An 11,780-nucleotide genomic window follows, 5' to 3' on the forward strand; every position below is an offset into this window, starting at 1 on the left:
AGTTGAATTAATATATTGCTGTTAAAAGCTGCTCGCGTTATCTCTTTTGACGGGAGACAGGAGGGACTATGACATCGAAATCAGATGGGCCATCCGAAGATGAACGTGACATTACGCCTGTAACTGCACAGGGCGGGTCGCTTGCTGTTACCCTCGGCAAGAATCCCGAGCGAATCCGCGATCATAACCGGCGCGTGGTGCTTGATGTCGTTCGCCGTCATGGCCCTCTTGGCCGGATGCATATCGCCCGCCTTACCCATCTAACGGCACAGGCCATCGCCAATATCGTCGACGAACTGGTTTCAGAGAATCTGCTCATGCAGCTTGGGCGACTGAAAACGGGGCGCGGCCAGCCGCCGATCCAGTTTGCCGTCAATCCCGAAGGCGCGATGACCATCGGTGTCGAAATGGGGTCGACGCATATGGTGACGACGGTGCTTGATCTTTCCGGCAAGCCGCGCACGCAGCATGTGCGCCCCATTCAGGATGTCAGCCCTGACAGGCTCTCCGCACAATTGCGAAAAGAAGTCGATGCGGTGAAGACTTCGTTTCCCGCGCGCCTGCTCGGCATAGGCGTCGTGATGCCGGGGCCGTTCGACATCGAAGGCATGAGTTCTGTCGGTCCGACAACCCTGCCCGGCTGGTCGGGGATCGATGCTGCAGCGGTTCTGAGCGAAGCCTGCGGCGAATCCGTTCTGGTCGAAAACGACGCCAATGCCGCCGCCGTCGGCGAACGCCTGTTCGGCGCCGGACACGCGATTTCCAATTTCGCCATGATTTATTTCGGTGCCGGTATCGGGCTTGGCATGATCCAGGACGGCGCACCGTTTCGGGGCGCTTTCGGCAATGCGGGTGAAATCGGTCATATCGTCATCACGCCTAGTGGGCGCAGCTGTGCCTGCGGCCAGAAGGGTTGCCTCGAAACCTATGCCTCCCTTCATACCTTGCGGGAAAAGCTTCACGCCGTTGGGATCGAAGACACTGATTTCGACGCGCTGGAAAAGCTGCATGAACAGCGTAATCCCGTCCTGATGGGCTGGGTGCAGGAAGCTGCCGACCATCTGGCACCAATGATTGCCATGATCGAAAACATTCTCGATCCCGAGACGATCATTCTGGGCGGCATGTTACCCGATGCGATCATCGACGACCTTATCTGGCATATGGGCGGCCTGCCGATTTCGGTCGCGAGCCGCCGCGCCCGTGCATTGCCGCGCGTCATCCGCGGGCAGACTGGCCAGTTCACTGCCGCTTTGGGTGCTGCATCGCTGCCGATGTTCGAGGCCATGACGCCGAAGCTCGATACCAATCCGGAAATCTGACCATGCTTACCGCCCTTCAGCGCATCGAGCGCCAGAAGTCGTCTCCTGCCCTCGTCCGTCTGCATCGCGCTCTAAGCAGGCTACGCTCGACCGTCACGCTGATGCATACGGGTGCGCACCCAGACGATGAGCAAAGCGGCCTGATGGCGTATTTGCGGTTCGGACTGGGTATGCGAGTGGAGATTGCCTGTTCGACACGCGGCGAAGGCGGACAAAATGCGCTTGGCCCCGAACGTGGCGGTGCGCTGGGCGTCATCCGCAGCCGCGAGATGGAAGAAGCGGCACGCATTCTTGATTGCGATGTGCATTGGCTCGGCCATGGCCCTGATGATTCCATCCATGATTTCGGCTTCTCCAAGGATGGCGACGGTACATTCACCCATTGGGGCGAGAAAAAGACCGTCGAACGGCTGGTCCGCGCCTATCGCACCGAGCGCCCGGATATTGTGCTGCCGACCTTTCTGGACGTGCCCGGCCAGCACGGTCACCACCGCGCCATGACACGGGCCGCGGAAACGGCGATATGGCTCGCTGGCGATCCCAACGCCTTTCCTGAACATTTTGCCGAGGGACTGACGCCATGGCAGGTGGCGAAGTTTTATCTACCTGCCTGGTCGGGCGGCGGAGACACCTATGACGACGAGCTTCCTCCACCCGATACGACAGTGACGATTCATGCCGCCGGTCGTGATCCAGCAACCGGCGCTGATTTCGACCGTATTGGCGAGTGGTCACGCGCCTGCCACGCCACGCAGGGTATGGGGCACTGGCCTGAGACACCAAAGGTGGAATGGCCACTGCATCTGAAACTACCGGAAAGCCGTGCTGAAACGACAATCCTTGAGGGATTTCCGGAAACTTTGGCCGCACTTGCTGAGGCCGATGGACTGACACTTGAAACCTGGAGGCAGCTTTTTGACACTCACTCATCCATTGAGCAGGCAATCATGGCTTTCCCCGACCGCGAAACCATTGTCAAAAACCTGGTCGAGGCTGCGAAAAGCCTGAAGGCTGCTCTGGCCAGCGCACCAGAAGATTTCCTTTTCCGGCACAGACACAGGCTCGAACGCAAAAGACAGGAAATAGATACCGCCCTGATCCAAGCAGCGTCTTTGTTCGAGCGGGCTTATCTGGAAGAATCCATATTGCCTAGAGGTGGAGAAACCCGCCTCGTTGTCGAATACGGCTCCGGAGCGACGGCAGTCGCAATAACAGCCGAACCCGTATTGCCAGAAAGCTGTTCGACCGCTTGCGAGTACCTGACGCCCGAGCGAGAAATTCTGGCTGTGTCACTGGCAAAGGAGGCAGCACTTTCCCCGCTTTTTGAACCGGCATGGCGGTCACTCGGCGGCAACGGACAGGCCTACATCCGGCTAAAGGCGCAGTTTGACAATCATCTGGCAGCCTGCAGCTTCGATCTCGAAGAGCCGTTCACCATCGTTCCACCTGCCTCGGTGAAGATCGATCCGCCAGCCGCTATCATATCGGGCGAACAGCCCCCCTTGCAGGTCCGGCTTATGGTAGATGGCGAGGCCGATCAAGTCACATTCACATCGCAAAACGGCTGGAATATCAGCTCGAACGGGCAGAATGCCGTCTTGCATGGACCTTCCGATCCAGCACCCGGCTTGGCCTATCTGCAGGCATCGGTTGACGGAACTCCGGCGTGGCAGATAAACGTCACCAGCTATCCGCATATCGGCAGAACCGTCTGGCGCGAGCCTGCAGTGCTGCCGGTGCTCGCGCTCGACGTGAAATTACCCGATGCGCGCATAGGGTATATCGGCGGCGGCGCTGACAACGTTGGCTTGTGGCTGAAACGCATGGGATTTGAGGTCACAGACATCGAGCCGCATCATCTTGCCGGTGATCTGTCAGAATTCACGACTATCGTGGTCGGCATATTTGCCTTCGGTCTGCGTGATGATCTTACAGCCGCGACGACCAAACTACACCGCTTTGTTGACGATGGCGGACATCTGGTGACACTCTATCATCGGCCAACCGACGGTTGGCAGCCGGATCGGACACCGCCGCGAAAACTCTCCATCGGTTCCCCGTCATTGCGCTGGCGCGTTACAAACCCGAACGCACCGGTCACCATGTTAGTGCCTGAACATCCCCTGCTCGTCGGCCCCAACATTATAAACGAGCACGATTGGGAAGGCTGGCAAAAGGAACGTGGGCTCTATTTCGCTTCTGGATGGGATGACGTCTACCAGCCGCTGCTTTCCATGCATGATGACGGGGAGCAACCGCTTTTCGGCGCACTCATTTCAGCGACAATCGGCAAGGGCCGCCATACCCATACAAGCCTGGTCCTGCATCATCAGCTCGACAAGCTTGTTCCCGGTGCATTCCGGCTCATCGCCAATCTGGTACAACCTGCGGGATAGTTTCGCTCATGTCTGTTTCTTGAAATATTCATGACATCGAAGCTATCCTGGATGGAAAGTATTTCCTTTATATTTCATTTCACTAATTAATTTTTCTTGAGTTCCCTTCGACACGAAATTCGCTCTATCTCGACGTGTATTTGACTCATGGAGATGAATTATTATGCGCAATCTGGTACGTGTTTCTTTGACCGGTCTTTTCCTCGGTGCAAATCTTACGATGGCCTTCGCACAGGCAACGCCTGAACAGATGGAAATGGCTTATAATGCCGCCCGCAACCAGCTTGGCGTACTCCAGTACTGCCAGGAAAAGGGTTACACCGATGGCGGAGCCATCGAAATCCAGACAAAGATGATTGCGCTTATCCCGGCTCCATCCGACACGAGCAAGGCCGAGGCTGCTGAGGCAACCGGCAAGCAGGGCAAGGTCTCTGCGATGGGCATGGAACAGGATATTGCCACCAGCGCAAAAGCACAGAATGTCTCCGAGGAAAAGCTCTGCCAGACCATGGCCGATGCCGTAAAGCAGGCTGGCGCCCAGCTTCCGCAGTAAGGCGGATCAACGCGACCTCAGGAAAAAGAGCCCTGCGCAAGCGGGCTTTTTGTTGCCTGAGATTTATATTCCAATTTGCTTAAATATATCGCATCCCGAGATCGCAGTTTTTGTTTTAAATTCAGCACTTTATTAATCATATGCAATACTCATCTTCCGTTTACCATGCAACTTAAGAGGGTGCACATAATTGCCGCGTAATTTGCTCCCAGGTCACAGCGACCACTAAACAAGCAAGAATGATCTCAGGAGCAACACATGACCAAGTTTTTCGCACGCTTCCGTAAGGACGAATCCGGCGCAACCGCTATCGAATATGGCCTCATCGCGGCCTTGATCTCGGTGGCGATCATCGCTGGAGCCTCCACCCTCGGCTCTGATATTGGCCAAAAATTTAAGGACATTAGCACAGCCGTCAAAGACGCAGAGACCGCTTCAAAATAATAAGATTACATAGACACTAACTTATAAAGGCCCCTTCATTGAAGGGGCCTTTATAATTACTGCATCTCGCCGATGAGTATGTATCATCATAGCGAACCAAGCTAACGCTCTGCAATCTTTATTGATTATGGGCTGCATATAGAAACGCGCATAATCCCTCTAAATAGTGGTTCGCCGCGTGGTTTTTGCGTATTCCAGCGCTGACCCCGGCCATTCGGGAGTAGCGAACATGTCATTGAAATCCATTTTACTGGCACTTGGTATCGGCGTAGCGGGATTAACACTCAGCGGCTGTGTTTCCGAGGGCTATTACGGCTCAGGCAATTACGATCCGTATTATGTTCGCGGCGGATATGTAGGCACGGGCGTCGTCTACGACAGTGGCGGCTATTATCGGAACTATCCACGCTATTACCGAAGCTCGCGCTACTATCGCGACCGCGATTATTATCGCTATCGTGACCGGGATCGTCCGGGTCGTCCGCCTCACAGCAGACCGGATCGCCCCCGTCCGCCACGGCCGGATCGTCCACCGTCAGCCAATGATGGTGGAGGTCGTCCGAATCCGGGCAATCTGCCGATTATTGAGCCGATCAAGCGTGGTCCTCATAACTGAAACAAAACACCCGCCGAAATCCGGCGGGTGTTTTGCATAGAAGGAACCAACGTCAGAGCTTGATGACATATTCCTTACGGGTGGTCTCGATGACTTCCCAGCTTCCCTTGAAACCCGGTCGGATGACAAAACTGTCTCCCGTTCCGACTTCCCGGCTTGGTCCGCCTTCTTCGCTGAGGACAGACCGGCCTGACAGGATGTGGCAGAACTCCCATTCGTCATACTCGATACGCCATTTTCCGGGCGCGCTCTCCCATATGCCTGCAAAGAGTGTGCCCTCAGCATTTTCTTCCAGATTCCAAGTGCGGAATTTCGGATCGCCGGAAAGAACGCGCTCCGGCAAGGGAGCGCCCTCCTCTGGTTCAATGCCCGTCAGGTCAAAGTCGAGAAACCGGCTCATCCGATCAGACCTTGGCCAGAGCCTGTTCGATATCGGCGATGATATCGTCTGCATCCTCGATGCCGATGGACAGACGCACCACATCCGGCCCGGCACCTGCCGCCACCTTCTGCTCGTCGCTGAGCTGGCGATGCGTGGTGGAAGCCGGATGGATGACCAGCGAGCGCGTGTCCCCAATATTGGCGAGCAGCGAGAACAGGTCTAGGCTGTCGACGAACTTTACGCCCGCATCATAGCCACCCTTGAGACCGAAGGTGAACACCGAACCGGCGCCTTTCGGTGCATATTTCTGCTGGAGCGCATGGAATTTATCATGCGGCAGACCGGCATAGTTCACCCAGGACACTTTTTCATGACCATGCAGCCAGGAAGCTACTTTCAAAGCGTTGTCGCTGTGGCGCTGCATGCGCAGCGGCAGAGTTTCCGCACCCGTCAGAATCTGGAAAGCGTTGAACGGCGAAATTGCCGGGCCGAAATCACGCAGACCCAGTACGCGGGCCGCGATGGCGAAGGAGATATTGCCAAAGGTCTTGTGCAGTTCCAGACCAGCATAATCCGGACGCGGTTCGGTCAGAAGCGGATAGTTGCCGGACTTCGCCCAGTCGAACGTACCGCCATCGACCAGAATGCCGCCCATGGAATTGCCATGCCCGCCGATGAACTTGGTCAGCGAGTGAACAACGATATCCGCGCCGTGTTCGATCGGACGCACCAAGTAGGGCGATGCCAGCGTGTTGTCCACGATCAGCGGCAGGCCATTTCTATGGGCGATTTCAGCGATAGCCTCGATATCCACCACGATGCCGCCCGGATTGGCAAAGCTTTCGATGAAGATGGCGCGCGTCTTGCTGTCAATCTGCTTGGCAAAATCGGTTGGGTTGGTGGCATCTGCCCAACGCACCTGCCAGCCGAAGGATTTGAACGACTGGCCGAACTGGTTGATCGAGCCGCCGTAAAGCTGGCGTGCCGCAACGAAATTGTCGCCCGGCTGAAGCAACGTATGGAACACGAGCAGCTGCGCTGCGTGACCGGATGCGGTCGCGACCGCCGCCGTACCGCCTTCGAGTGCGGCAATGCGCTCTTCCAGAACAGCGGTCGTCGGATTTGTGATGCGCGTGTAGATATTGCCGAATGCCTGCAGGCCGAACAGCGAAGCGGCGTGGTCCGCATCGTCGAACACAAACGAAGTCGTCTGATAGATCGGCGTTGCGCGGGCACCGGTTGTCGGATCGGGCTTTGCCCCTGCGTGAACGGCAAGCGTTTCAATTCCGGGAGAGCGTTTCGACATCATTTCCTCCTATGTCCCAAACCCTAAATCAGGTCCGGACGTTAGGCGTTGCCGCCAGGAAAGCAAAGGCGGATTTTCCACCAGATGCCGGAATCGCAGAAATTAATTCCGAAAGTTCTTATTTGCCGATCAGGCGAGGATATTCGATAGCAGGACAACGATCCATGATGACGGTCACACCGGCTTCTCTGGCCCGGTTTCCAGCTTCTTCATGCACCACGCCGAGTTGCGTCCACAAGACTTTCGGGCGATGCTTCAATGCAAGAACTTCATCCACAATACCCGGCAGCGAATATGGTTCGCGGAACACATCCACCATATCCACCGGCTCTTCTATATCGACTAGGCGCGCCACGACATGCTGGCCATGAATATCCTTTCCCGCCTGCCCCGGATTGACCGGAATCACGCGGTATCCCTTGGAAAGCAGGAATTCCATCACGCCATTGCTCGGGCGCTCCGGCTTCGGTGATGCACCAAGAAGCGCGATCGTTTTGACGGAAAGAAGGATATCTCGGATCCGTTCGTCAGAAGGGTTTTGCATCTCAGTCTCTTTCAAGTGGCCGAAGCCAGCGCTTGCATGAAGGTAGCCGCTCCCTCTATTGATAAATAGATTTGGGAGGAACACATGAATATCAATACCGCGCAGGAGCGGAATGTCGATATGGCGACGACGCGCCAATCCTTAAGCCCCGTTATGAGCATTGAAGAGCTCCGCGCATTCATGAGGCGCGAGTTTCCGCAACTCGGAGACGCCTTCGAGATCACGGCAATTGATGGCGGTTCTGCATCCATGCGGCTTCATGCCGATGAACAACATCTGCGTCCCGGTGGCACGGTATCCGGCCCCTCGCTTTTCGCGCTCGCCGATGTGACGGCCTATGCTGCCATATTGGCCCATATCGGCCCCGTGGCGCTGGCCGTGACGACGAACCTGAACATCAACTTTCTGCGCAAGCCCTCCCCCGGCACCGTCGAGGCCGTCGCCCACCTCCTGAAACTCGGCAAACGCCTTGCTGTACTCGATATCAGCCTGACCGACGGTACAAGCGGCGAGCTGGTGGCCCAAGCAACGACAACTTACTCGATCCCCCCGCATAAAAGCACCTAAAAAGATAAGGTATCATAATACCAAACTTATAACTATTTGAATTTATTTCGTTTTTAAAACAAAGCTTCAAATATAAGGCTTGACGCCCCCTCGGACATTGTGTATCGACCCGCCAGCAGTGAGTAGAAGTTATCTTTTGCTCACTCGTTCGGGTTGGACACGATCCAACACAAGCAACAAAAAAAGCCCTGATTTTCAAGATCGGGGATTAAGTCAAGGAAGACTTCAATGGCAACTTTCTCTCAGAAGCCGGCCGAAGTGGTGAAGAAGTGGGTGCTGATCGACGCCGAAGGCCTCGTGCTCGGCCGTCTCGCCACCATCGTCGCCAATCGCCTGCGCGGCAAGCACAAAGCAACCTTTACCCCGCATGTTGACGATGGCGACAATGTCGTAATCATCAATGCCGACAAGGTTGTTCTGACCGGCAAGAAGTACACCGACAAGGTCTATTACTGGCACACCGGCCATCCGGGCGGCATCAAGGAGCGCACTGCTCGCCAGATTCTCGAAGGCCGTTTCCCGGAACGCGTCGTCGAAAAGGCCATTGAGCGTATGATCCCGCGCGGTCCGCTCGGCCGTCGCCAGATGAAGAACCTGCGCGTCTATGCAGGCCCGAACCATCAGCAGGAAGCTCAGCAGCCGGAAGTCCTCGACGTCGCCGCGCTGAACCGCAAGAACAAAGGGAATGCATAATCATGGCTGAGCAGCTCAACTCGCTCGAAGAACTCGGCACTGTTGCCAAGACCGAAGCTGCCGCTCCGGTTCACGTCCAGAAGCTGGACGCACAGGGCCGCGCTTATGCCACTGGCAAGCGTAAGGACGCCGTTGCACGCGTATGGGTCAAGCCGGGCACCGGCAAGATCACCGTCAACGACAAGGAATTCGAAAAGTATTTCGCACGTCCGGTCCTGCAGATGATCCTGCAGCAGCCAATCGTCGCTTCGAATCGCGCTGGTCAGTTCGACATCGTTGCCACCGTTGCCGGTGGTGGCCTCTCCGGTCAGGCCGGTGCTGTTCGTCACGGCATCTCGAAGGCCCTCACCTACTACGAACCAGGCCTGCGCACGGTTCTCAAGAAGGGTGGCTTCCTGACCCGCGACAGCCGCGTTGTTGAACGTAAGAAATACGGTAAGGCCAAGGCTCGCCGTTCGTTCCAGTTCTCCAAGCGCTAACGCGCTTAGGGCCAGTTCTCCAAGCGCTAATATCTATCGCTTCACAGCTTACGGAAAAGCGGACCTTCGGGCCCGCTTTTTTGTTTTCGCTCATTATCGGGTTTCAGCCACCCAACTGCGGATAGACTTGCCGTTTATCTCGAGCTGTTTCTCTGGCGATTGCTTATAATAATCGGGCGTCATCCCGGAAATCCAGTCACCATAGCTCGGATTGGGCAGCATGAAGTATTTCGTTCCGAAAGTTTCGCGGCTGGCCTCCACGAACGCGCGCCGCTGCTGATTACTCTTGTGATAGGTTGCAGTTCCAAAGTCGTTGAGATTATCTCCGACATAGACAACAACCTCATATCCCCTAGCCTTAATACTATCGAAACGGCCCTGCTTGTTGGACTGACCGCTATTCAGCAAAAGGGTTTTCGCTGACACGCCGGGAAAACCCAGTTTTCTTATATTTGCTGCCGTTGGCTCAAATGACTTCGCATCGCGGTTCGTGACATAGAACATCGTGCCGCCGTTTGAATTGACATGTCTCGCAAACTCTACGGCACCCGCGATGGGACGTGCTTGCTCTGCGGCCATCCAGCGCGCCCAGGTCTTCTCCGTATATGGCGCGCCTTGCTTGACGCGCCATCCCGCATAGGCAGTATTATTGATCATTGTCTCATCGGGATCGACAATCACAGCCTTTCGCCGTCCCTTCGTCGGTTTAGCCGCGTCGAAAGCCTGTCGCGCACCATTGAACGCCTGATAAGCCAGCGCATCATATTCGCCCGACTGTTGCATCCAGTTGATTGCGCTTACATTCTGCTGCTCCAGCTGAAAACTGACGCCACGCTGGTTCGTTGCGCATCCCGAAAGCGCAGCGGAACAAGCCAGAATGGCCGAGATTGCAAGAAGTGTTTTCCGCATTATGTCCCTCCATGAAAGAGAGCCATTAGCGCCGAAGGTTTCCCGCACCTCAATTGCCGTTATGTGCCCTCAATATATTGGGCGACAGTGCGGCTTCATCACAGTTGCAAGCCGGTTCGATAGTCGTCATGAGTAGGAAAATCCGAAGCATCTTCACGAACGGATAAGCACATGTCCTCGTCTGCAACATCCAACCGCTTTGCGGTCACACCGGAGCCTCCCTATCTGATCGTCACCTTTGCGTCGCAGCGTGTCGCTGGCGACGACGATGGCTATGGCGACATGGCGGTACGCATGGGGGAACTTGCGGCGAAACAGCCCGGCTATCTTGGCATCGAAAGCGCGCGTGACGCGGAAGGCTTCGGCATCACCAACTCCTTCTGGGCCGACGAGGAAAGCATCCGCGCATGGAAGCGCAATGTGGATCATCTTGTGGCGCAGAAGTTCGGGCGCCAGAAGTGGTACGAAACCTATCGCGTGCGTATCGGTCGTGTCGAACGCGCATATGGATTTGATGCCAAGAGCGAATGAAAACGCTATAGAAGCCAGACTATCATCGGGGAGACGGCCATGCCCTCAAAGACCATCGACCATGCGATCACTGCCCGCAGCCTGACGAGCGCTGCAACGGATCCTACGCATGCCGGTGTGCTGTCGTTCATGCGGCGCGTATACACGAAATCGCTGAAGGGCGCAGAGGCGGTCGTCTGGGGTATTCCTTTCGATGCAGCCGTATCCAACCGGCCCGGCGCGCGTTTCGGACCTCAAGCGATCCGGCGAGCATCGGCGATCTTCGACAATGACCCGCAATACCCATTTCAGCGTGATCTCTTCGAAAAGCTGGCCGTCATCGACTATGGCGACTGCCTGCTCGACTATGGCAATCACTACAAGACCCCAGCCACCATCGAGCGTGAAGCAGCAAAAATCCTGAAATCGGATGCGTTTCTGCTAACGCTTGGCGGCGATCATTTCATCACATGGCCGCTGCTCAAGGCCCATGCCGCAAAATATGGCCCGTTGGCACTCGTTCAGTTCGATGCGCATCAGGATACGTGGTTTGACGACGGCAAGCGGATCGATCACGGCTCCTTCGTGGCCCGCGCGGTCCGCGACGGTATTATCGATCCCGACCACTCGATCCAGATCGGTATCCGCACGCACGCTCCGGAGGATTGCGGCATCAAGATCATTTATGGCCATGAGGTCGAAGACATGTCGGCGGCGGCGATTGCCGATGAAATCCTGCGGCGCACCAATGGCAAGAATACCTACCTGACCTTCGATATCGACTGTCTTGATCCGGCCTTCGCGCCAGGAACGGGCACCCCGGTCGCGGGTGGCCCTTCTTCGGCAAAGATGCTGTCTGTGCTGCGCAAGTTGACGGCTCTTGACTTCGTGGGCGCGGATGTGGTCGAGGTTGCACCGGCTTACGATCACGCCGATATAACAGCAATCGCGGGAGCGACGATCGCAATGTACTATCTGGGCCTTCTGGCCGAACGGAAAGAACGACGATGAAGCGCGTTGCTTGTTCATAGATTGATTCAAGCAGCTCGAGAACTGATT

General features: G+C 56.1%; 14 protein-coding genes. 10 read left to right on the top strand and 4 right to left on the bottom strand.

The genetic code is table 11. The features are described from left to right. The first annotated feature begins 68 nt into the window (after nt 1–68). From HWX93_RS11640 to HWX93_RS11660, 5 genes are all read left to right on the top strand, one after another. Nucleotides 69–1,322: an ROK family protein gene (locus HWX93_RS11640; protein WP_151554736.1), complete on the top strand. Its 1,254-nt coding sequence runs from the start codon at nt 69–71 to the stop codon at nt 1,320–1,322. Between the two features lie 2 nt (nt 1,323–1,324). Next, nucleotides 1,325–3,718: a PIG-L family deacetylase gene (locus HWX93_RS11645; RefSeq protein WP_176037457.1), complete on the top strand. Its 2,394-nt coding sequence runs from the start codon at nt 1,325–1,327 to the stop codon at nt 3,716–3,718. Nucleotides 3,719–3,881: 163 nt separating this feature from the next. Continuing rightward, nucleotides 3,882–4,271, top strand: a complete 390-nt coding sequence (locus HWX93_RS11650; RefSeq protein WP_061347410.1) for a pore-forming ESAT-6 family protein — start codon at nt 3,882–3,884, stop codon at nt 4,269–4,271. 258 nt (nt 4,272–4,529) lie between these two features. Further along, nucleotides 4,530–4,715 carry a Flp family type IVb pilin gene (locus HWX93_RS11655; protein ID WP_151554739.1) on the top strand — a complete coding sequence of 62 codons (186 nt, stop codon included), beginning with the start codon at nt 4,530–4,532 and terminating at the stop codon, nt 4,713–4,715. Nucleotides 4,716–4,944: 229 nt separating this feature from the next. Beyond that, entirely contained in the window at nt 4,945–5,331 is a 387-nt protein-coding gene (locus tag HWX93_RS11660; RefSeq protein WP_151554740.1) for a hypothetical protein, read from the top strand. A gap of 52 nt (nt 5,332–5,383) precedes the next feature. Here the strand turns inward: HWX93_RS11660 and HWX93_RS11665 are convergent, their stop codons facing one another. The 3 genes from HWX93_RS11665 to HWX93_RS11675 form a co-directional block, all read right to left on the bottom strand. Further along, nucleotides 5,384–5,731, bottom strand: a complete 348-nt coding sequence (locus HWX93_RS11665) for a cupin domain-containing protein (RefSeq protein ID WP_151554741.1) — start codon at nt 5,729–5,731, stop codon at nt 5,384–5,386. Between the two features lie 4 nt (nt 5,732–5,735). Beyond that, a complete protein-coding gene (locus HWX93_RS11670; protein WP_041545197.1) occupies nt 5,736–7,019 on the bottom strand; it encodes an O-acetylhomoserine aminocarboxypropyltransferase in 1,284 nt (427 codons plus the stop codon). A 118-nt stretch (nt 7,020–7,137) separates the two neighbouring features. Beyond that, entirely contained in the window at nt 7,138–7,563 is a 426-nt protein-coding gene (locus tag HWX93_RS11675; RefSeq protein ID WP_151651844.1) for a CoA-binding protein, read from the bottom strand. Nucleotides 7,564–7,647: 84 nt separating this feature from the next. On the opposite strand from HWX93_RS11675, the gene HWX93_RS11680 reads away from it, so the two are divergent. From HWX93_RS11680 to rpsI, 3 genes are all read left to right on the top strand, one after another. Then, nucleotides 7,648–8,130 (top strand): PaaI family thioesterase, encoded by a 483-nt coding sequence (locus HWX93_RS11680; RefSeq protein ID WP_151651843.1) that lies wholly within the window; start codon nt 7,648–7,650, stop codon nt 8,128–8,130. A 228-nt stretch (nt 8,131–8,358) separates the two neighbouring features. After that, entirely contained in the window at nt 8,359–8,823 is a 465-nt protein-coding gene (rplM, locus tag HWX93_RS11685; RefSeq protein ID WP_010661122.1) for a 50S ribosomal protein L13, read from the top strand. A 2-nt stretch (nt 8,824–8,825) separates the two neighbouring features. Beyond that, the gene (rpsI, locus tag HWX93_RS11690; RefSeq protein ID WP_006466519.1) at nt 8,826–9,302 is read left to right on the top strand and encodes a 30S ribosomal protein S9; all 477 of its coding nucleotides are present in this window, start codon (nt 8,826–8,828) and stop codon (nt 9,300–9,302) included. 93 nt (nt 9,303–9,395) lie between these two features. On the opposite strand, the gene HWX93_RS11695 is transcribed toward rpsI, so the two are convergent. Beyond that, nucleotides 9,396–10,211, bottom strand: coding sequence for a 5'-nucleotidase, lipoprotein e(P4) family (locus HWX93_RS11695; RefSeq protein WP_176037458.1), 816 nt, complete (start codon nt 10,209–10,211; stop codon nt 9,396–9,398). 171 nt (nt 10,212–10,382) lie between these two features. Between HWX93_RS11695 and HWX93_RS11700 the strand changes: the two genes are divergently transcribed. After that, a complete protein-coding gene (locus HWX93_RS11700; RefSeq protein ID WP_151651841.1) occupies nt 10,383–10,742 on the top strand; it encodes an antibiotic biosynthesis monooxygenase family protein in 360 nt (119 codons plus the stop codon). Between the two features lie 39 nt (nt 10,743–10,781). After that, a complete protein-coding gene (gene speB, locus HWX93_RS11705; protein WP_151651840.1) occupies nt 10,782–11,732 on the top strand; it encodes an agmatinase in 951 nt (316 codons plus the stop codon). Nucleotides 11,733–11,780: the final 48 nt, after the last annotated feature.

It is taken from the genome of Brucella tritici, from assembly GCF_902825325.1.
Classification (GTDB): Bacteria; Pseudomonadota; Alphaproteobacteria; order Rhizobiales; family Rhizobiaceae; genus Brucella.